Below are 21,654 nucleotides of genomic sequence, written 5' to 3'. Positions count from 1 at the left end.
CCGAATTACCTCCTTCCTGTTTCTAATTCAAGCTAACACCTTTTGTGACGATAATAGTTCCCACCACGCGGCGAGTGTCGGTTTTTCAGCCATCTGCATGAAATTGATTTCCGCCCCTTTTCCTCTTAGGATTTCAACAAGGCTCATCATTCTAATCGAATCCATTCCTATATCCACTAGATCTTCATGGTCACCTATATCCGATGGCGATTCGCCCAGAAGGTCAGCGATGGTAATCCTCAGGCCATCCAACGTCAAACCTTGATCTTCTTTTTCTTGCTCTCTGCCGTTATTCAATTGTTCGAGCAATCGTGCTGTCGATGTTGTGACGGCACAGCGTTCAGCTGCGTATTTGATCGCCATTTTATGTTCATCCAACGAAAAGTCCGCTACTGCATCGGTTATCAGGAATGGCTCGATATCCTGCATGAAGGCCTCGCTTGCCGTCAGAAGACAGCCGATATGTGCATAGACCCCGCAGATGATAAGTTGATCACGTCCCTGCTCCCTCATCATTTCAAGGAGATTCGTCCGTTTGAATGCACTGTAGCGCCATTTAGTAAGGACAATGTCATCCTCGCTTGGAGCAACCTCGTCAACGACTTTAGTTTGATTGATATCGTCATCAAGTCCCGGGCCCCAGAAATCGGTAAGCAGTGCACGATCGTCAGGGTTCTGATTGCCAGGCTGAGCTGTATAGACAACAGGGATTCCCAGGTCCACGCAACGGCTTTTTATTGCCTGTATATGCGAAATCAGTTCCGTTATCGGTGATTCGGTTACTGTATAGTAATCGAGGAAATATTGTTGCATGTCATGAACGAGAAGCACCGCACGCGATGGATCGACTTTCCACGAAACTTTATTCTTTGGTAACTCGGATTCTACAGGCATTGCGTATGGTGTGATAGCAGGAATAGCCATCATAATCACTCCTTCTATATAGGTTATTTAGTCACTTCAGTGTAAGTTGATTGTTCAGTTTATCTGATATGATTTGCCGCAAGGCTTTTTTACTCACCTTACCTAACGGCGTTTTTGGAAAGGACGCGGTGAACTCAATCCGATCAGGAATTTTAAAAGCGGCAAGTCCCCGCCCCTTCAGGAATAGTTTAAGTTCCTTTGCCGTCGGAGCCTTCTCGCGCGGTATCACGAAGGCGCAGGATCTTTCGCCTAAATAATCATCGGACATGGAAACGATGGCGACATCATGTACAGACTCATGTGCCAGGAGATGGTTTTCCACTTCCTCGGCGGCGATCTTTTCACCGCCGCGGTTGATTTGATCCTTATCCCGCCCTTCAACGACGATATAGCCCGTCTCGGTCATACTTACCAGGTCACCCGTTCGGTAAAATCCATCTATCGTGAACGCCTTCGCATTATGCTCTTCCGCTTTGTAATAGCCACGGATGGTGTAAGGCCCCCGCGTTAACAAATGCCCCACCTCACCCTGCTCAACATCTCTGTCTTCCTCATCGACAATGCGCACTTCATCATATTTTGACATTGGCCTGCCTTGAGTATTGACGATGATTTCTTCCGGATCGTCCAATCTTGTATAGTTAACCAGTCCTTCGGCCATGCCGAATACTTGTTGCAATTTACACCCAAAAGCTGGAGATACCCGACGGGCAGCTTCCGCACTGAACTTCGCTCCCCCCACCTGCAGCACCTGGAGACTGGATAAATCATGGTCGCGGGTGGATATCGCATCAAGCCATCTCAAAGCAAGGGGCGGTACAAGTGCCGTAATCGTCACGCCTTGTTTTTCAATTAGCGGAAAGGCTTCGTCAGGACTAGGGCCTGGTGAAAGAACCACTCTGCCGCCTGCATAAAGGGTTCCGAGGGTCCCAGGCGAGCTCATTGGAAAGTTATGGGCGATCGGCAGCACAGCGAGGTAAACACTATCCTTGTCCAACCCGCAAACTTCGGCGCTAACCTCCAAGCTGTACATATAATCATCATGTGTTCTTGGAATCAGTTTGGAGAGCCCCGTACTTCCTCCGGATAATTGAAGAAAGGCAATGTCACTTGAAGCCACTTTTGCTCCGGTTTTTTTGGGATCGATATATAAATCAGCCAAATTCACAAATTCCGCGGCATCCCCCGTGACAATGACGTTTAATTTTTCATTCTTACGTTTTGCACCTCTTGCCAGCGTACGGTGGTCGAAACCAGCGTGCTTATCAGGGATGATGTAGGCAACCGCCTCAGCGAATTCGCAAAAATAGTTAATTTCACTGCTTCGGTGTGATGGAAGGGCAAACACTGGCAATGCGCCTAATCTGAATAATGCAAAACAAACTTCAAAAAACTCGATTACGTTGGGGAGCTGGACGACTACCCTGTCCATTTGCTTGATTCCTAGTTCCTGGAAACCAGCAGCCAACCGGTCGGCGCGATCATCCAATTCCGCATAGCTCATGTTTCTGTCCCCGCTGGTAATGGCGATCTTGTCAGCTTGTTTTTCGGCACGATCACGCAACATTTCCCCGAAGGTTTTCCCTTTCCAACACCCCTCCCGTTTATATAAATCCGCATAATCCGCAGGCCATGAAGAACACCCTGTTAACATTCTTTATCCCCCCACACTCTTTAGTTTAATGACTTTGCATCTATTCCCATTGCACGCAGCATCGTTTGGAATTTAGCCGATGTTTCCGCCAATTCCTCTTCTGGCTTGGATTCCGCAACGACTCCTGCCCCAGCAAATAAGCGAAGAACCTGTTTTTCTACCTCCGCACACCGAATGGTAACGATCCATTCGCCGTCTCCTTCTGCATTGCACCAGCCGACCATGCCCGTAAAGAAGCCACGATCAAACGGTTCGATTTCCTGAATGGCCTCCCGGGCCAATTCGGACGGAGAGCCGCAAACGGCCGGAGTCGGATGAAGCGCAATCGCCAGCTCCAACGAGGAAGTTTCAGGATCTTGAAGCTCTCCTCTTACTTCCGTAGATAGGTGCCACATGGTTTCTGTATGTATCACTGATGGTTTTTCCGGCACGTCCATCTTTTTGAAAAATGGGCGCAGGGCCTCTGCCACAGCTTGGACGACAACAGCATGTTCATGTAAATCCTTAGCGGAGGAGAGTAACTCTTCCGCCCGTCGCTTATCCTCGATTGGATCGTCACTCCTAGGCCTCGACCCTGCCAAAGGATTGGCCACCACTTGTAATCCCGTTCTTGAAACAAGCAATTCAGGACTAGCCCCGATTAGTGTTTTCAGGTTATCGGGATCCGCGTTTTCCGTTTCCGGCTGCGGTAAATCCACGGCAAAGGTATACCCGTTCTTATTGTGCCGCGCCAAATTTTGAAGCAACCGATTGATATTCACCTGCTCCGATGAAGTGAGATGCAACGATCTTGATAGGACGATCTTGTCAAGATGGCCGCTTTTAATATGAGTGAGACCTTGTTCCACACCATCCATATACCGAGAAGGTTCCGGTACGGATTCGATTTCATAGTCCGGCTTCGAAGTTCCAGCTTGCTGACTTGTGCCTAAGTCTTGCAAAGGTACTGATGTCCATATCATTCCTGGTACGATGAGCTGGGCATCCTTTTCATAATCGAATGGTACGGCTCCCGTTACCATTGGATTGGGGTGACCTTGCTCTTTTGCAGTTTTTAATGCAGCCGCCACTCGTGCTGCAAGGCTTGTCATTTGATCACGGTTTTCCCTATCATTTGGAACTGTCAGAAAGGAACCTTTTCCCAGTATTGTTTGAGAAGGCGATGCCAGAAAAAAGTCCCCGACCTCATAATCGTCCAACAGCTGTTTTTCCAATACGGTTGAATTCTCTTTGCTCTTGATCATATATATAAAACCTCCAAATTCACGTAATATTCAGACCGGAAATGAATGTGCTGCATCAAGCCCCTAAAGTGGCCCCGCCATCCACACATAAATTACTCATCGTAATATGATTTGATTGATTGGATATGAAAAACAGAATGGCGTCGACTATATCGGAAGGAGCAGCTATTTTGTTCAGTGGTATTCCCACTTTGAATGTCTCAGGCATCCCATTTATAACCGCTTGTGCACCATTTTCGTCATTCCACATCGACCACTGCATCTCCGTATCCGTTGATCCGGGCGAGACGATGTTACAGCGAATATTATATTGGGCCAATTCCAGCCCTAAACATTTAGTGAACATGACGGCAGCTGCCTTTGATGCTGCATATGCACCCAGTGAAATTCTTGGGACGCTTGCTGCATTGGATCCCACCGTGACGATCGAACCTCTTTTTCTCGTCATCATGTATGTGCTCACTGAACGTGAGACATTAAAAACACCAGTGGTATTGACGGCAAAGATCTTTTCCCAATCCTGATCACTGAATGATTCGATCAACCCTGTGCGAAGCACCCCTGCAACATTGACCAGTGTCTCTATGGGACCGATATCACGTTCGATTTCATCGACTATGCCAACGATTGCACGACCCTCACTTACATCAGCCGCAAAGGCATGTACATCCAAACCTTGAGACTTCCATTCACTTACTTGGCCATTAAGTTTTTCGGCATTATAATCAATTGCCGCAACGACCATACCCAGCTTTGCCAAAGCCTGGACGACTGCGGCCCCGATTCCTTGGGCACCTCCCGTTACAAGTGCAACCTTCCCACTGCATTCCAAAAAGTCCACCATGACACTCCCTTTCTTACTCCAAGATCTCAATATATAGTAGCCCGAATACCATCTCCCTCGAATATGGGGAGGTACTCACGGCTTAACCCATTACGCTGCAAAACGCAAGATTCCAACTAATAATGATAATCATTATCAACTGGAATCTACAGGTAATGATATATATTAAAAACTTGGTGGTCAAGTACCATTTGGCGATTTACTCAGATAGTCCTATTCCTCATCAGGAATATTTCGCTTCAATGCAAAACGCAGGCCCCTGTTAATCAAAGGCGGCAAAACGGATAAGTGACCTTCCTCTTCGAACTCCTTGAATTGAACATTTATTCCGCTATCGATCATCGATAAACGTGTTGATAACTTCCGTGCATTTTCATTCATGCCGCTTTTATGCGTGCCTTCCTGCTCCCCTACTCCCAGCATTAAGGAGATATCCCCGTTTCCTTGTTTCAACCGGGAAAGGAACCTCCCCTCTTCCTCGTGGAACCAATTTTTGTTCCAATGAAGTGATGGACTTCCAGCTATGTAATTTTGGAATGCATATGGATTTGTATAAAGAACATATAAAGCGAAAAGGCCGCCAAGGGAATGCCCGAAGAGGGTCTGGCTATTATGGTCGATCTTGAATCTGTTACCGATTTCCGGTTTTAAATCCTCTTCAATGAATTTCAGGAAGTTCTCCGCACCCCCATGTGCAGGCCATGGACTTCCATCCGGTCTTTCAGGTAGCTCGGCAGCTGCAACCGGTAATGTAAAATCATAATACCGTTCAGAAGAAAATGGTCCATTCGTGTGATAACCAATGCCCACGATGATGGCCGGAACTACACCCGACTTCTCCGGCCGGCGCGATTGCAACCTCACCGCCTCAACCATTGTTCCAAACACCGAGTTGGCATCGAGTAAATAAATGACCGGATATCCTGACGGAGGCGGCTCTTCCTGCGGCCGCGATACAAAGATTTGAAACTCACGATTCCCATTGCTTGAATGCATGATGCTCCGTTCGGTGCCTTTAATCGTGACCTCTCCGCTGCCAGCCGTTATATCCGTTGCATTTGTATCGATTTTTTTATGTATCATCCTATCGAATTCCCCCACCCATTATTACTAGTAATCTAATTCACCACTTTTCGGAATGATATCTGCCAAACCATAGTTTGGTAGAATCAAATTGAGAAAGATTACCATGACTTCGATAATGATAATCCTTCTCAATGAATATATCAACAGTGTATCTCTACCTTTTTACAATCTCTTACAAAAAAACCGCTATATCCTCACTCTCCGCGTTATTCTTCACAGTGTTTTTTGGGGGAAATTCCAAACGAAATATATTGTTTGGAAAATTATTCTTGAATTATTGGAAGTTTAATTATATATTTAATATCGTGTGGTGATGATAATGATAATCGTTATCACTACCACACATTATTATGTTAAGCTAATATTAATTTGGGCAAAGGAAGTGAAAATACATTTTCAACCGATTAGGATTGATTTTTTTGGTCCTTTGAAGCAGCGATAAATGATTTTTAATATATTAAAAAAGGGGAATCAACTTATGAAAAAGCAATTATTCGTACTTGGAATGGCAACAGTATTCAGTTTAGGACTTGGAGCTTGCGGTAATGCCGAAAAGTCTTCCGAGGATGCTTCACAGAAAAACAACGCGACTGAAACCACTGCAAAAAAAGAAGCGAAGACCCAAACCGTTACATATTTGGACAAGGAGTATACAATTCCAGCCAAAGTTACCAGTATCGCGACTGCTAGTTTGGAATCCATGGAGGATGCTGCCATATTGGGGGTTAAGCCAACAGGTGTCGTTACTGTAGGCGGAGAAATTCCGGAATATTTGGCGAAGGACCTTGCCGGTGCAAAATCAATCGGGGAAAAAATGCAGCCAAACTATGAAACTCTTCTTGGATTGAAACCTGATGTGATCATGTGGTCTTCTAAATCACCAGCGAACGTAACGGAGCAATTAGACAAAGTGGCGCCAACATTCCCCTATTCACATATCTCGACAAATTGGGAAGCGAACTTGCGGTTGATGGCCAGCCTAACAGGTAAAAAAGACGAAGCTGAAAAAATCATCACGACTTATAATGATGACGCTGCGAAAGCAAAAGTGGAAATCGGTGAAAAATTGAAGGACAAAAAGGTATTAGTGGTGAGAATCCGGAATGGAAGCCTCTTCCTATATCCTCAGGATGTTTATTTCAACCCAGTCGTTTATAAAGACCTAGGCTTGACTGTTCCTGAAGAAATTAAACCTATTAAAGCACAAGAAATGATTTCATTGGAAAAATTTGCAGAACTTGATCCAGATTATGTTTTCTTGCAGTTCTCTGAAAGTGAAAATGCACAAAAACCGGAAGCATTAAAAGATTTGGAAAACAACTCCATTTGGAAGAGCATCACGGCAGTGAAAGAAAACAAAGTGTTCGTCAACTCGGTTGATCCTCTTGCTCAAGGTGGAACGGCTTGGAGCAAGACTGCTTTCTTGAAAGCTGCAACGGAAAAATTAGCTAAATAAGCAGTAAGGTGCGTTGATTGATATGGCCAAAACAAATTCATTACCAATAATAATCCTTTGTATGGCACCTCTATTGATTTGCTTTTCCATCGTTTTATCGATTTTATATGGTGCCAAAAATATAGATTCCATGACGGTATGGAATGCCATTTTCCACTATGACTCTGGTAACGTTGATCACACGATCATCATGACTTCCCGTTTGCCCAGAGTTTTGGGTGCCCTTATCGTCGGGGCATTTTTAGCCATATCAGGAGCACTCATGCAGGGGATGACAAGAAATTATCTTGCATCCCCTTCAATCATGGGAGTGACGGATGGCTCTGCGTTCGTGATTACACTATGTATGGTATTTGCTCCAGGTATGTCTTCATTCCAAATGATCCTCTTTTCCATGTTAGGTTCTGCAATGGGTGCCGGAATTGTCTTTGGTTTTGGTTCGCTGCTTCCAAATGGACTGTCGCCTGTTCGGCTAGCCATAATCGGGACTGTGATCGGGACATTTTTAAGCAGTATTTCTGCTGCCATAGCATCCTATTTCCAAATTTCCCAAAATGTAAGTTTTTGGTACAACTCCAGGTTGCACCAGATTGATCCCAATGTACTCAAATTAGCGATACCGTGTGGAATGGTGGGAATCATCCTCGCCCTTTCCATCTCAAAATCCGTTACGATATTATCTTTAGGCGAAGAAATTTCCATCAATTTAGGCCAGCGCACGAAATTAGTAAAAGCCGTGGCCCTCCTTTCCGTGATCTGCTTAACGGGAATTGCCGTGGCGCTTGTAGGGAAAATTGGCTTTGTTGGCCTTATCATCCCCCACATCACCCGGTTTTTGATCGGGATCGATTATAAGTGGATCGTTCCATGTGCCGGGGTAATTGGTGCGGTTTTTCTAGCTCTGTGTGATGTCTTGAGCCGGTTTGTCAATTATCCATTCGAAACCCCCATAGGAGTCGTGACCTCCCTGATCGGCATTCCTTTCTTCCTGTACTTAATAAGAACGAGAGGAGGAGAAAAAAATGGATAAGAATACTCGGTGGCGCTTCACCCTTACGATGACCATCATTTCCTGTTTAATTGTTGTTACAAGCTATTTCAGCTTGATTTCCGGGACATTCGACATGACCGTCAAGGCTGTCCTTCAGACCTTATTCAGGGTGAATCCGGTACCCGATTTTGATTTGGTCATTTTTGATTTCCGCCTCCCCCGCATCGTGATCGCCGGTTTGGTGGGAGTGAGCTTAGGAATTGCGGGCACTGTCATTCAAGGTGTTACGAAAAATGGCTTGGCCGATTCGGGCATTCTCGGCATTAATGCCGGTGCCGGGACAGCCATTGTCATTTTCATGTTTTTCTATCAAGGTCAAACCAGCAGCTCGGACTGGTTCTCGATCATGAGTTTACCGCTATTTGGTCTTTTTGGCGGACTTTTGGCAGCCCTGGTGATTTTCCTTTTCGCTTGGAAGAACGGGACCCTGGACATGGGCCGCCTTTTACTGACCGGAATCGCGATAGGCTCGGCATTCGGCGCCCTTTCCTTATATTTGTCATTAAAAATGAAATCAACCGATTTTGAAATGGCAACGGTTTGGCTCTCGGGTACGATATATGATGCAAACTGGAAATACATCGCATCCATGTTACCATGGATGTTAATCCTGATCCCGATCATTAAGAAAAAGGCTTATTTACTTGATTTGTATCAGTTGGAAGAATCGAGCGTTAAAAGTTTGGGGATTTCCGTAGAAAAGGAAACGGTCATCCTTTTACTCTGCAGCATCGGATTGGTGGGCGCCTCCGTTTCGGTGTCGGGGAATATCGGTTTCGTAGGTTTGATGGCTCCCCACATCGCAAAGCATCTTGTAGGGATTCATCATAATCAGGTCATCCCGGTATCCGGGGCAATTGGCGCACTGCTGGTGATCGCATCCGACTTCATTGCAAAAACCGTTTTTGCGCCGGCAGAATTACCGGTCGGGATTGTCATCTCCATTATTGGTGTCCCTTATTTTCTTTATTTACTCATTAAAGCTAAAGCATAGAAGGAGAGATGATCGGTGAGTATTCTCCGTATGGAAAATTTAGAAACGAATTACGAGAAATTGACGGTATTCAAAAACTTGAATCTGGAAATAAAAGAAGGCCTGGTCACGACCATCATTGGACCCAATGGCTGCGGTAAATCGACATTATTAAAGACAATCGGCCGGATTTTAAAACAAAAAAGCGGAAGCGTTTTTTTACAAGGGCAGGACCTGCATAAGATCCACACAAAGGAGATTGCCAAGCAGCTGAGTTTGCTCCCCCAAAACCCGGTCGCACCTGCACAATTGAAGGTCGAGGAACTTATTTCATATGGAAGGTATCCACACCGTAATAATGTAAATAAGCTGACGAAGGAAGATAAAGAAACGATCGAATGGGCCATGGATATTACCAAGACCGTTTCATTTCGAAACAGGCAAATCGCCAATTTATCTGGCGGTCAAAGACAAAAGGTATGGCTGGCAATGGCTTTAGCACAGAAAACGGATATATTATTATTGGATGAGCCAACCACCTACCTTGATATGGCTCATCAATTAGAGGTTTTGCAAATCGTTGAAAAGCTAAATAAAGAACAGAAAATAACGACTGTCATGGTTTTGCATGATATTAACCACGCGTCCCGGTTTTCACATGAAATCATCACGATGAAAGAAGGAGAAATCATTAAGATCGGGCCTCCTTCGGAGATCATTACGCCTGCCATACTGGAAGAAGTGTTTCGTATTGATGCAAGGGTCATGATTGATCCTGCCAATGGGGCCCCTGTTTGTTTCGGATATGACAATCTATCACAGCAAGAAACATTTAAAGAAGCCGTTTTATCAAATAACCAATGAAAAAGGCAGTCGACATTGTCGACCGCCTTTTTTTTCCACCCATCCACTCAATGATTTTCCAAACGGATGATGTCTGCTGTATTTTGATTCTGAGTTCCCGTTTTTTGCAATTTCACTGCCGTTCCTTCAGGTAAATTAGTGAAGATGATAGGTGTGATCGCAGAAGGAGCATTCCGTTTTACGAAATCAAGATCGATATCCAAAAGCGGCGTACCTTTAGTAATCTTCTGGCCTTCTTGGACAAGAGATTTGAAACCTTCTCCATTTAATTTAACTGTATCTAACCCTACATGAATCAGAATTTCCAGTCCATTATTCATTTTCAATCCCAGGGCGTGCTTAGTTGGAAATACATTAAGCACTTCCCCATCGATAGGTGAAACAAGTTTTCCATCTACAGGATCGATTGCGAAGCCATCCCCCATCATTTTCATCGCAAACACTTGATCAGGGACTTGTTCGATTGGTAAAACGGTCCCTTCGATCGGAAGCACAAAATCATCGAAGCCTAAATCTGATGCTTTGTTTTCTACTACACGTTCATCCACAACTTGTGCTGCTGGTGCTGTTTTCACTTGGCTTGGACTAACTCCATTTTGAACAAGCTGTTTCATCGCATCTGCAACAAATTCGACGTTTGTTCCTACTATGACCTGAACGCTTGTTTTATTTAACTTCAGCACACCTCGTGCACCATGTCTTTTTAGAGCCGATTCATTCACATTATCTGCATCAGCCACTACTAAACGTAAGCGTGTTGTACAATTATCTATAGATTTCAGATTTTCTTTACCGCCAAGATCTTGAATGAACAGAGAACCCATATCGGTATATTTATCACCTGTTTTCACAACCGTTTCTTCTTCTGGGCCTTCCTCATCGTCTTCACGTCCTGGTGTTTTCAAATCCATGGCCTTGATGACAAAGTAGAAAATCACGAAATAAATGGCTCCATATACCAACCCGATCGGTATGATCCATAATGGTTTTTGAGCTATCCCAAAGTTCAACAAATAATCGATGGCCCCTGCCGAGAATCCAAAACCGTGATGGATATCCAGCATAACAGCCAGTGCCATGGAAACCCCTGTTAAAAGGGCATGTATGACATATAACACCGGCGCAATGAACATAAATAGAAATTCGATTGGTTCCGTGATTCCGGTCAAGAAGGAAGTGAAAGCCAATCCGACCAGCATTCCCGTTACTAATTTACGTTTCTCTTTCTTGGCCGCTGCAATCATGGCTAATGCCGCTGCCGGCAGACCAAACATCATGATTGGGAAAAAGCCGGTCATGAAAGGTCCAGCACTTGGATCGCCTGCGAAGAAACGATTAATATCTCCAGTTGCTCCATTATATTCTCCAAATACAAACCATACCAAGCTGTTCAGAACGTGATGCAATCCTACAGGAAGCAATAAACGATTCAATACGCCAAATACACCAGCGCCTAAAGCCCCTGCACCTGTGATCCATTCGCCAATGTTATTGATGACATCTTGAATCGGCGGCCATACAATCCCGAATATTCCCGCCAGTGCAATCATCGCAAGCGAAGTGATAATCGGGACAAACCGTTTTCCTGAAAAGAATCCAAGCCATTCAGGAAGCTTTATATCAGAGTATCTGTTATATAGGAAAGCTGCCACGATACCAGATATGATACCGCCTAAAACAGCCATGTCGATTTCTTTATTAATGGCCTGTGTACCATTGGTTAATACAAAATAACCAACAAGACCAGCTAATGCCGCGGCACCGCTTCCGTCTTTAGATAACCCGATTGCAATACCTAAAGCGAAAAGTAAGGCAAGGTTATCAAAGATCGCTTTACCCGCGGCTGCCATGAATGATATATCCAGCAAATCTGGCTGACCCAGGCGAAGCAATATAGCCGCTGCCGGCAAGACAGCAATCGGTAACATTAGAGCTTTACCAATTTTTTGTAAATAATTTAACATCGAACTCATCTCCCTTGTTCCTAACTTCTATTGATAAGGCTAAATGACAAGAAGTGTAAAAGCGTTTTCATTTCATTAATAACTTTTCATTGGCTTATACTAGCACAAAAAATATATAGATGTCTATACCAATTTTATTGAAATTCTTCGGAAATAGCCCGATTCGTTCTTTTTCGTTGCTTGTACGAAGCAACTGGTCTAGACAACTTTTAATAAAAGCGATAAAATTAGAACAAAATATGTGAGACTCAATTCGTGACTCATTCATTACGTTTCACTTTCATAAAGGAGATTATGTATGAAAACATTCATTATCAATAATCTAATGGTTCATAGCGAAAAGGAAACCTACAAGGACGGGTACATTAAAGTCGTGGACGGGAAAATTGCCGAAGTGGGCCCAGCCAGTCAATGTAAACAGGATGACGATACCACGGTAATTACGCTTCCATCGGAGTATCAGATCATCCCCGGTGCCATCGATGTTCATATCCACGGCGCGGCCAAGGCCGATGCAATGGACGCCACTAGCGAAGCATTGTCGACGATGGCAAAGACTCTTCCAAAAGAAGGCACGACCAGCTTTCTGGCAACCACGATGACCCAATCTGCTGATGCCATCGAATCAGCACTGCTTAATGCGGGTACCTATATTAAAGAACAAAACGAAGATCATGCTGAAATAGTCGGGATTCATTTGGAAGGCCCGTTCATTTCACCAGCACGTAAAGGGGCACAGCCTGAAGACTTCATCGTCGATCCCGATGTTTCGCTCTTCAAGAGATGGCAATTGCTTGCCCATAACCATATCAAGCTTGTAACGCTTGCACCTGAACAACCAAATGGACTGGAGCTTGCGCGACACCTAAAGGAAACAGGCGTCGTCGCTTCCATTGGACATTCCGATGCAACATATGACCAAATCAGTGAAGCGATTGAAGCTGGCACGACACATGTGACACATCTTTATAACGGGATGCGGGGCCTCCATCACCGAGAGCCTGGCGTTTTGGGCGCGGCCTACCTTCGTGACGAGTTATTCGTTGAACTTATCACGGACGGCATTCATTGCCGACCGGAAATGGTGAAATTGGCTTTTGACCAAATCACCAGCAATCGCATGATCCTGATAACCGACTCGCTTCGTGCCAAATGGCTTGAAAAGGGCACTTACGACTTGGGCGGCCAGGATGTGAATGTTGATGAAACGAAAGCAACGCTTCCAGATGGGACACTTGCGGGCAGTATACTGAAAATGAATGATGCGATTAAGAATACTTTGCAATATACCGGTTGTTCCATGACTGACATTATAAAAATGACGGCAGAAAATCCTGCCAAGCAACTTCGGATTTTTGATAGGAAAGGCAGCATTGAAGTTGGAAAAGATGCGGACCTTGTCATCTTAAATGAAGAATTGGACGTTGAAATGACGTTTTGCAGAGGTAAATTAGCTTATAAAAAGGAGAATGTAAAATGAATATCATCAAAGTGCAGGACTATGCAGAAATGAGCCGGACGGCTGCAGAAATCGTTATTGGAAAGGTTAAAGGAAATCCGGAAGTCATCCTTGGCCTGGCAACGGGCGGTACACCTAAAGGAATGTATGATTCCATGATCGAAGACCATGTCCAAAATCATACTTCTTATGAACATGTAACATCTTTTAATCTCGATGAGTATATCGGCTTAAAACCAAACGATCCCAACAGTTACCATTTTTATATGAATGACTCCCTATTCAACCATATCGATATCAATAAAGGGCAAACCTTCGTACCAAACGGCACACCGGATAATTCAGATGAAGAATGCAGACGGTATGACGAAAGAATCGATTCCTTGGGAGGGATTGACCTGCAAATACTTGGAATTGGCCAAAATGGACATATCGGTTTTAATGAGCCTGGAACTTCTTTCAATTCCGGTACCCATGTAGTAACGCTTGAGGATTCAACACGCCAAGCGAATGCCCGTTATTTCGACTCCATTGACGAAGTTCCCACACAAGCAATGACGATGGGCATTTCCACAATCATGAAAAGCAAGGAGATCCTTCTTCTGATTTCCGGCGAAGAAAAAGCCGAAACCTTGAAGAGGCTCTTCGATGGAGAGATTACGGAAGAATTCCCTGCATCTATCCTTAAAAAACATAATAATGTTACAATTATCGCAGACCAAAAAGCGTTATCCGGCGTGGTAATGCCCTAAAAGGAGCGAAAATCGATGATTGATAAAAACTCACCTCTTCCGATTTATTTTCAAATCGAAGAACAAATAAAAAGGCAAATAGAAAACGGTGAGTTCCAAGCGCACAATGCCCTGCCGTCTGAACGTGAATATGCCGAGCAATTCGAAATTAGCCGGATGACCGTGCGGCAGGCGATAAATAACTTGGTTAATGATGGATATCTATACCGGCAAAAAGGCCGGGGAACCTTCGTCGCCGACAAGAAGCTCGAGCAGCAGCTTAACGGTCTGACCAGCTTTACAGAAGATATGAAGGCCAGGGGCCTCAATCCCAGCAGCAGGCTTCTGAGCTTCGAAATCATACCGGCTACTAAGAAAATCGCCAATGAATTGCATATTTCCCTATATGCCCCCGTTTATGAAATCAAACGGATTCGATTGGCCGATGATGTCCCAATGGCACTCGAGACGGTATACATGTCTGCGAATTTAATTAAAGGATTAACGGAAGAAATCATTAACCTTTCGCTTTACCAATATGTCGAGAATTACGTTAAACTTAAAATAGACTATGCGACACAAACGTTGGAATCATCGATTGCTTCCGATTTGGAAATCGCCCATTTGGCAATTCCCAAACACTCGCCCATTTTATTCATTCAAAGGAATACGTACCTAATCGATGGAACTCCCCTTGAATTTGTCAGATCAGCATATCGGGCAGACAGGTATAAGTTCACCATCACCATCAACAGATAACCTCGATTGTTTTGGCTGATATTCGTATAGAGACAATTTCATCACTATGATCAATGGAGGGTGTCATATAATGAACTCATATTTCAAAGAAGTGCAGGCTCTACTTTCCACTGTTGTAGAAAAGGAAAAACAATCATTGAATGAAGCAGTGGAAAGGATCTCAGCATCCATCATGTCTGACGGAATCGTCCATTTATTCGGAAGTGGGCACTCCCACATTTTGACGGAAGAGGTGTTCTACAGGGCTGGCGGATTGGCAGCCATCCGCCCCATTTTCGTTGAAGATTTAATGCTTTTCAAAGGCGCATCAAGAGCATCGCAACTTGAACGGCAAAATAACCTATCGGAAAAATTCATGCAGGATGAAGATATCCGTCCGGGTGATGTCTGCATCGTCATCTCATCCTCTGGTGTCAATCCCGTACCGATTGATGTCGCTGCAATCGCTAAGGAAAAAGGCGCCTTTGTCATAGGTTTGACATCACCGGCTTATGCATCCAGCTGTCCTTCCCGGCATAAAGAGAAACTTTACCTCCATGATGTCGTGGATATGGTCATCGACAATCATATTTCCAAAGGTGATACTTTGCTGAAATCAAACAATATTACATTTGGATCCGGATCGACCGTAACCGGTGCCGTCCTCCTAAACATGATCTTCACCCAAGTCATCGAAACGATCATTGATTCAGGAGTGACCCCCCCGGTATTCCTAAGCAGCAATATCGAAGGGGCCGACGAACACAATCAACGCCTCATCGCAAAATATAAAACAAGAATTCCCCAATTATAAAATGCACTACATAATTAAAGAAGGCATTCGAATGGATGCCTTTTTACTGTAGCCAACCCGAATCAACTTCAGCCTTTCACGCAGTTTTTCGGCCTTCCATTCACTTTTTTCGACCGTCGCAGGTTTTCCGACCGTTCATGCAGATTTTCCGGCCTTCGACGCAATTTTCCCGACCTTCCTCTCACTTTTCCCGCCCTTCCAGGCAACTTTTCCGACCTTCGTCGCAATTTTTCCGCCCATCCACTCACTTTTTCCGGCCGCTCATGCAGTTATCACTATTGCCTTCAAAATACAGGGCGCACACAAACTGAAGGCATCCGAATGGATGCCTCAGTTTGTAGACAAAAGGGGTTCGGAATTAAAAAATTCCGAACCCCTTTTGAAATTCCTTTGAAATTTTGACCAAAGGTTACGAGATTTGGGCTCTTCGAGCCGCTATGTTAAGCCGTTTTAGGACCTTGCCATGTCCAAGTGGCCATCTTCTTTACATTCATGGCAGCGAAAGTAAGCATCGCCTGCATCGACAATTTTTTAAGTCCCCTTAAAGTAGTCCAACGCATACCATGCTTTTCTTTTGCATCTGCGAATACACGCTCAATCGTTTCTTTGCGTTTCGCATATATAGGTTTTACCTCTTGATGATGACGCAGATGATCTGCTTCTTCCACATATGCTTGCCAGATATGCCGTGTCACTACTTTTTGATGGTCTTTGCTTTCCGTACACCGTGATAAAAATGAGCATGTTGCACAAATTTGTTTGGGCGATTTGTACTCGCGATAGCCCTCTTTATTTGTTGTTGAGTACTTTAAAGTTTCTCCCGAAGGGCAAAGGTAACAATCAAAGTGTTCATCGTAAACATAGTCATGTTTGCGAAAGAATCCTTCTTTTGTACGAGGACGTGTATAGGGTAAAGCAGGTGTGATTTCTTTGTTAAATAGGTAGCTTGTAATCGCTGGTGTTTTATAAGCTGCATCTGCGGCAACTGCTTCTGGTTTTCCAACTTTCTCAATCACTTGCTCAACAAGTGGCTCCAAAATATGACTGTCATGTGTATTACCAGGTGTTACAATCGTTCCCAATACAAAACCGTTGCCGTCTGCGGCCGCATGGAATGAATAGGCAAACTGTTTTGTTCGTTCATCTTTCACATAGTAGCCACTCTCAGGATCCGTAGTACTTTCTTTAATTGCTTTGGTTTCTTCCTTATCAAATTTATCTGGTGGAAAAGGCTTCTTTCCATGGTTTTCACGATCTTGATTGATTTCTTCTTGAAGACGTCCTTGATACGCTCGTGTTTCTTTACGAACGATTTTCTTTTCAAATTTCCGTTTATTCGCACTGGCTTTCACATGGGTGGAATCCACGAAAACGTGTTCTACACTTATTAACTTTTTATTAGCAGCTGTCATTAAAATGCGACAGAAAATCTGTTCAAACAGGTCTGTATCTTTAAAGCGTCGCTCATAATTTTTTCCGAACGTAGAGAAATGAGGTACTTTATCATGGAAACCATAGCCTAAGAACCAACGGTAAGCCATATTGGTTTCAACTTCTTCAATCGTTTTACGCATGGAACGAATACCGAAGGTATATTGAATGAAAGTCAGTTTAACTAAAATAACTGGATCAATACTTGGGCGTCCTACCTCTGAGTACATATCTTTCACCAAGTCATAAATGAAAGTGAAGTCAATGGCAGCCTCCATTTTACGAACCAAATGGTTCGGTGGCACCAGTTGATCTAAAGTAATCATTTCAAGTTGATCTCGCTGAATAGAATCATGTTTAGAAAGCATCCTCATCACCTCAAGTTTTAATACTTCAATTTTAAAACAAAAATGACTCCAGTCAAAAGTGTTCTATCTAAAAGGTAAGACAAAATTGATTGGAACGGAAGGTACGAGACTCCTGCGGGAAAAGCGCGTCTAGGGGAGACCCCGCAGGCAAAGCCGAGGAGGCTCCCCGACCGCCCGCGGAAAGCGAGTGCCTGGAGTGGAAATCAACGTCTAAATTGTACAGGCCATAAAAATAGACAAACTCGATTTTCATCGAGTTTGTCTACAGTCTGAAACATCCGAATGGATGCCTTCTTTAATTTACGTTTATTCCTTATCTTTCAAAAATGGCCACCAATTCGCGTTTCCAAATGTTGCAACCATTATGGGTATGAACAATGGCAAGATGACAAACGCATATAATCCAAGGCCAACCAATATTAAGGTGGCAATCTCCAAGAGTGATAAAACCCCTGCTGGCATCATGGCCGCAAATGTCCCGCCCAGAATGACAGCCGCTGAGATGATCACCGTTCCCATTTTTCTCATCGACAGCAGCATCGCTTCCTTCACCGGCTTTTCTTTCATTTCGTTAAAGCGATCCATCAAGAAGATGCTATAGTCAATGCCCAGGGCCATCAGGATGACGAAGGCAAAGAAAGGAACGGCCCAGCCGATACCTGCATAACCAAGAATGTTAACAAAAATCAACTCTGTTATCGCTGCCGCTGTATAGTATGTCAAGACGAGCGACACAATCAGGTAAATTGGCATCACCAGTGATCGCAGCATGAAAAAGAGGATGATTGCAATGCCTGACAGCATCAAGATGACGGTGCGTGAGAAGTCCGCCTCGGACATTACGCTCAAGTCATGATGCGTACTTGTGATTCCCCCTATCGCCACCTGCGCATTTTCAAGCTTTGTACCTTTCGTGACTCGCTCTACCGTTTCCTCAATCGAGTCGATTTGCTCGATTGCTTCATTGGAATATGGATTCTCCTTGAAGACCACATCCATTGTCATCACTTTACCATCTTCAGATAAGTACGCGTTCAATGCTTCACCAAATTCTTTGCTTTCCACTACTTCTTTTGGAATGTACATGCCCGTTACCGTTTTATCCGTTTTTGCCAACCCGGATAAATACCCCTGTGCAGACGATAATCCATCATGCACTTCATTGAGGCCATCTGCGCTTTGATTCAAACCGTCTTCCAAATCGGTAAGCTGCCCTCCAAGACTTGAAAAACCATTCAGGAGTTCTTGCTGCCCATTGTTAAGGCTAGTAAGTCCCCCTTTGAATTGTGATAGATTATTGATGACTTCACCTTGACCATTGGCCATCGTGCCCAGGCCTTTTTGTAGCTCATCAACACCAGCAATCAACCGGTTCAGGCCGCTCCCTAGAGCTTTCTGTCCGTTTACGATTTCTGCCATATTTTCGTTTGCTGTATTCAAGCCGCCCGACACCACACCAAGATTCCGATTGAGCTCGGAAAGACCTGCTGCCATGGGCTCCAACCCATTCTGGGCCCCTTGTATGGTTTGCTTGATTTTTTGATAAGATGCATCTGCCTGTAATTCCGGATGGGCGCCTTCCACTTGCTCAAAGGAAGGATTTAAAGCAGCCAGGCTTTGTGACACAGCCGTCAGATTCGTTTGGATCTGTTTGTAACCATTCGTGAGTTCCGTCAGGCCATTGGTTGATTGCCGATAGCCCCCCAGGAGCTTCTCGCTTCCGGCAGACAGCTTCTCCAAATTGGCCTTCACTTCATTCAGACCTGCTTTGATGTCACCTGTCCCGGAAGACCCGTCACGAATACCTGCTTCAATGCTCGTTAACGCTTTCTCTACCTGACCTACACCGCTCTTTAATTCATCCGTGCCAGAAATGAGTCCCCCTATCCCGTCAGTCGCTTGCTTCAAGCGCGGTCCTGAATCGGAGAGCTCATTGCCTGCCGTTTTTAACCCGTCACTGATTTCTTTAATCCCGTCATTCCCTTCCCCGATTCCTTTTTCCAGCGTTTCAGCTTGATTGGAGACAAAAAGGTCCTTGATGGGCTCACCTGCCGGGCGGGTCATGGCTCGGACTATATCGACTTCATCGACCTTGGCGACTTCCTGACCGATTTTTTCTGCGAGCGCGACGTATTCCTCCGAGTCCATCCGTTCGTCATTTTTTATGACGATCTGTGTTGGCATCGACTGTCCCGGCCCGAATTCATCGGAAATGATATTAAAAGCCATGATCGAAGGAACGTCATCGCCCGCTTCCTCCAGGGAGTTATAGGATATGTCCCCATCGTATACGAACAAAAAAGGCACACAAATGATTGCAACGATCACTAACGCCAATAAGGGACGTTTCAAGGAAAAATTCCCAAGGATTGCCCATAATTTGCTTTCACTATGCGCAAGCTTCCCTTTAGCAGGCCAAAATAACCTTTTGCCTAAAATCGCCATGAAAAATGGAACGATCGTATATAGGGCAAGCATCAATATGAAAACCCCGATGGCAACCGCTGCAGCAGATTGATAGAGCTTGAAAGTGGAAAAACCAATTGCCGCAAAGCCAATCATTACAGTCAGGCCGCTGAAGAAGACCGTCTTGCCAGCCGTTCGATATGTCTCCACGATGGCTTCGACCAATGATTCCTGTGACGACAGCTCCTCCTTGAAGCGACTAAGCAGCAGGATGCAATAATCGGTGCCGATTCCAAATAAAATCCCGACTAGGAATATTTGCGTATAAGATGAAATCGGAAAGTCCCATCGATCGACCAGGAATGAAACGATGGATTGTGAACATAAATACGTAAAGCCTACGGTGATCAACGGAATGATCGGTGTCACCACCGACCGGAAAACGATCAGCAATACCGCCAAAATGAAGACAACCGTAATGCCTTCGGTTTTTTTCAGCCCTTCTTGGGAATTGGTATTAAGATCTTCATCGATCATCCAGCTGCTAGTGTAATAATGTTCGATATCGACTTGTTCCAGTTCCTTATAAAGGGTATTTATCACTTCCTTGGCTTCCCTGTCCCCTAATGTCATCGTGATGGATGTCAAAACCGTCGATCCATCCTCCGAAACCAATTGATCCTTAAGCGATTTCTCTTTGAAATGTGTCATGATTTCCGTGATGCCTAACTCGGATTTATCCTTTTCCAGCTTTTCTATGGCTAGCTTGATTTCCTTCAATTCCGAGGAAGTTAGCTTCTTATCACCATGGAATACGAGAGCTACTTGGGACTCATCTTCATCTTGTATCTCTTTCATGAGTTCATTGGCTTTTCCAGAGGAATACTCTGCCGGTACATCAAGCTGGCCCTTATCACGGACAAGGTTTGCGATATTAGGAGCCGAAAACATTAAACCGGCTGTAATGGCAACCCAGATGATCAGGACTAACCACCTTGCCTTTATTATCCCTCTCATTTACAGTTCCTCCTGTTCGCCATTTTTCATTTCTATGAAAATTTGTGAGAGCTTCTCATATGTATCAAGGAATTTAACAATCTCTTCATATTCGAATTTAGTCATGATGCCCTCGACCAATTTATGAATCTTATGCTCCGTTTTATGCAACAATGCCGCTCCCTCTTCGGAAAGCTTCAAATGAAAGACCCTCCGGTCATATTGGTCCTGCTCCCGTTCAATCAGCCCTTTGCCTTCAAGCCTGTTGATATTGGAGGTGACCGCGCTCTTATTTATATAAAAGGCTTCGCTGATATCCGTAGAGGTACATAATCGTTGTTGTTCAATGAATCGTAGTGTGTAGTATTGCTCGTTCGTCAGCACATCACATATTTGATCTTTAATCAATAGTTCCCCCATCTTATTGACATAAAAGGATACTTTCATATATCGGTCAATTAAAATGGATATTTTTTCATCATTCATCGAAACACCTCGCAAAATTAGTTCACTCACTTAACTATATGTAGCTTACTACTAGTTTATTTATTATGTCAATCCTATGACAGTTTATTTTTTCCAGTTTAAATTATGGTAAATAAGGGAAAACCCGAAGTAAGCAAACAATCTACTATTCTTAAGGAGGAAATA

17 protein-coding genes are annotated in these 21,654 nt (G+C 44.3%); 8 read left to right on the top strand and 9 right to left on the bottom strand.

Annotation, left to right across the window (positions count from 1 at the left end; genetic code table 11):
• Positions 1-27: 27 nt before the first annotated feature.
• The 5 genes from MHI53_RS01305 to MHI53_RS01285 form a co-directional block, all read right to left on the bottom strand.
• Positions 28-924, bottom strand: coding sequence for an isochorismatase (locus MHI53_RS01305; protein WP_061143774.1), 897 nt, complete (start codon positions 922-924; stop codon positions 28-30).
• Positions 925-955: 31 nt separating this feature from the next.
• The gene (locus tag MHI53_RS01300; RefSeq protein ID WP_061143775.1) at positions 956-2,578 is read right to left on the bottom strand and encodes a (2,3-dihydroxybenzoyl)adenylate synthase; all 1,623 of its coding nucleotides are present in this window, start codon (positions 2,576-2,578) and stop codon (positions 956-958) included.
• Between the two features lie 20 nt (positions 2,579-2,598).
• Complete coding sequence (gene dhbC / locus MHI53_RS01295) at positions 2,599-3,822, bottom strand: isochorismate synthase DhbC (RefSeq protein ID WP_061143776.1); 1,224 nt, start codon at positions 3,820-3,822, stop codon at positions 2,599-2,601.
• Positions 3,823-3,877: 55 nt separating this feature from the next.
• Positions 3,878-4,663: a 2,3-dihydro-2,3-dihydroxybenzoate dehydrogenase gene (locus tag MHI53_RS01290; RefSeq protein ID WP_061143832.1), complete on the bottom strand. Its 786-nt coding sequence runs from the start codon at positions 4,661-4,663 to the stop codon at positions 3,878-3,880.
• A gap of 216 nt (positions 4,664-4,879) precedes the next feature.
• A complete protein-coding gene (locus MHI53_RS01285; protein WP_061143777.1) occupies positions 4,880-5,749 on the bottom strand; it encodes an alpha/beta hydrolase-fold protein in 870 nt (289 codons plus the stop codon).
• 481 nt (positions 5,750-6,230) lie between these two features.
• Here MHI53_RS01285 and MHI53_RS01280 point away from each other — a divergent pair, with 481 nt between their 5' ends.
• From MHI53_RS01280 to MHI53_RS01265, 4 genes are read left to right on the top strand one after another with little or no spacing between them, the layout of a single operon-like run.
• Entirely contained in the window at positions 6,231-7,208 is a 978-nt protein-coding gene (locus MHI53_RS01280) for an iron-hydroxamate ABC transporter substrate-binding protein (RefSeq protein ID WP_061143778.1), read from the top strand.
• 22 nt (positions 7,209-7,230) lie between these two features.
• Entirely contained in the window at positions 7,231-8,238 is a 1,008-nt protein-coding gene (locus tag MHI53_RS01275; protein WP_061143779.1) for an iron ABC transporter permease, read from the top strand.
• Complete coding sequence (locus tag MHI53_RS01270) at positions 8,231-9,253, top strand: iron ABC transporter permease (protein ID WP_061143780.1); 1,023 nt, start codon at positions 8,231-8,233, stop codon at positions 9,251-9,253. Before MHI53_RS01275 ends, MHI53_RS01270 begins: the two co-directional genes overlap by 8 nt.
• A 15-nt stretch (positions 9,254-9,268) precedes the next feature.
• Positions 9,269-10,096 (top strand): ABC transporter ATP-binding protein, encoded by an 828-nt coding sequence (locus tag MHI53_RS01265; protein ID WP_061143781.1) that lies wholly within the window; start codon positions 9,269-9,271, stop codon positions 10,094-10,096.
• Positions 10,097-10,143: 47 nt separating this feature from the next.
• On the opposite strand, the gene nagE is transcribed toward MHI53_RS01265, so the two are convergent.
• Entirely contained in the window at positions 10,144-12,060 is a 1,917-nt protein-coding gene (nagE, locus tag MHI53_RS01260; protein WP_340372596.1) for an N-acetylglucosamine-specific PTS transporter subunit IIBC, read from the bottom strand.
• 298 nt (positions 12,061-12,358) lie between these two features.
• On the opposite strand from nagE, the gene nagA reads away from it, so the two are divergent.
• From nagA to MHI53_RS01240, 4 genes are all read left to right on the top strand, one after another.
• Positions 12,359-13,540 (top strand): N-acetylglucosamine-6-phosphate deacetylase, encoded by a 1,182-nt coding sequence (gene nagA, locus MHI53_RS01255; protein WP_340372595.1) that lies wholly within the window; start codon positions 12,359-12,361, stop codon positions 13,538-13,540.
• A complete protein-coding gene (gene nagB / locus MHI53_RS01250; protein ID WP_061143784.1) occupies positions 13,537-14,271 on the top strand; it encodes a glucosamine-6-phosphate deaminase in 735 nt (244 codons plus the stop codon). Before nagA ends, nagB begins: the two co-directional genes overlap by 4 nt.
• A gap of 15 nt (positions 14,272-14,286) precedes the next feature.
• Positions 14,287-15,009, top strand: a complete 723-nt coding sequence (locus MHI53_RS01245) for a GntR family transcriptional regulator (RefSeq protein WP_061143785.1) — start codon at positions 14,287-14,289, stop codon at positions 15,007-15,009.
• 67 nt (positions 15,010-15,076) lie between these two features.
• Positions 15,077-15,802: an SIS domain-containing protein gene (locus MHI53_RS01240; protein WP_061143833.1), complete on the top strand. Its 726-nt coding sequence runs from the start codon at positions 15,077-15,079 to the stop codon at positions 15,800-15,802.
• A 440-nt stretch (positions 15,803-16,242) separates the two neighbouring features.
• Here MHI53_RS01240 and MHI53_RS01235 read toward each other — a convergent pair whose 3' ends face one another.
• The 3 genes from MHI53_RS01235 to MHI53_RS01225 form a co-directional block, all read right to left on the bottom strand.
• Complete coding sequence (locus tag MHI53_RS01235; protein ID WP_340371447.1) at positions 16,243-17,601, bottom strand: IS1182 family transposase; 1,359 nt, start codon at positions 17,599-17,601, stop codon at positions 16,243-16,245.
• Between the two features lie 306 nt (positions 17,602-17,907).
• Positions 17,908-21,024 carry an MMPL family transporter gene (locus MHI53_RS01230; RefSeq protein WP_340372594.1) on the bottom strand — a complete coding sequence of 1,039 codons (3,117 nt, stop codon included), beginning with the start codon at positions 21,022-21,024 and terminating at the stop codon, positions 17,908-17,910.
• Entirely contained in the window at positions 21,025-21,489 is a 465-nt protein-coding gene (locus tag MHI53_RS01225) for a MarR family transcriptional regulator (protein ID WP_061143787.1), read from the bottom strand.
• Positions 21,490-21,654 lie beyond the last annotated feature (165 nt).

This window comes from Peribacillus sp. FSL E2-0218 (genome assembly GCF_037992945.1).
In the GTDB taxonomy this organism is placed as follows: domain Bacteria; phylum Bacillota; class Bacilli; order Bacillales; family DSM-1321; genus Peribacillus; species Peribacillus simplex_B.
Note: the sequence above shows the minus strand (reverse complement) of the source record. Positions and strands in the feature narration are given on the sequence as shown.

Bases quoted from the DNA above. Each gene is read 5' to 3' on its own strand.
- MHI53_RS01305 (WP_061143774.1), bottom strand. From the start codon at position 924: ATGGCTATTCCTGCTATCACACCATACGCAATGCCTGTAGAATCCGAG.
- MHI53_RS01300 (WP_061143775.1), bottom strand. From the start codon at position 2,578: ATGTTAACAGGGTGTTCTTCATGGCCTGCGGATTATGCGGATTTATAT.
- dhbC (WP_061143776.1), bottom strand. From the start codon at position 3,822: ATGATCAAGAGCAAAGAGAATTCAACCGTATTGGAAAAACAGCTGTTG.
- MHI53_RS01285 (WP_061143777.1), bottom strand. From the start codon at position 5,749: ATGATACATAAAAAAATCGATACAAATGCAACGGATATAACGGCTGGC.
- MHI53_RS01280 (WP_061143778.1), top strand. From the start codon at position 6,231: ATGAAAAAGCAATTATTCGTACTTGGAATGGCAACAGTATTCAGTTTA.
- MHI53_RS01275 (WP_061143779.1), top strand. From the start codon at position 7,231: ATGGCCAAAACAAATTCATTACCAATAATAATCCTTTGTATGGCACCT.
- MHI53_RS01270 (WP_061143780.1), top strand. From the start codon at position 8,231: ATGGATAAGAATACTCGGTGGCGCTTCACCCTTACGATGACCATCATT.
- nagE (WP_340372596.1), bottom strand. From the start codon at position 12,060: ATGTTAAATTATTTACAAAAAATTGGTAAAGCTCTAATGTTACCGATT.
- nagA (WP_340372595.1), top strand. From the start codon at position 12,359: ATGAAAACATTCATTATCAATAATCTAATGGTTCATAGCGAAAAGGAA.
- nagB (WP_061143784.1), top strand. From the start codon at position 13,537: ATGAATATCATCAAAGTGCAGGACTATGCAGAAATGAGCCGGACGGCT.
- MHI53_RS01245 (WP_061143785.1), top strand. From the start codon at position 14,287: ATGATTGATAAAAACTCACCTCTTCCGATTTATTTTCAAATCGAAGAA.
- MHI53_RS01235 (WP_340371447.1), bottom strand. From the start codon at position 17,601: ATGCTTTCTAAACATGATTCTATTCAGCGAGATCAACTTGAAATGATT.
- MHI53_RS01230 (WP_340372594.1), bottom strand. From the start codon at position 21,024: ATGAGAGGGATAATAAAGGCAAGGTGGTTAGTCCTGATCATCTGGGTT.
- MHI53_RS01225 (WP_061143787.1), bottom strand. From the start codon at position 21,489: ATGAATGATGAAAAAATATCCATTTTAATTGACCGATATATGAAAGTA.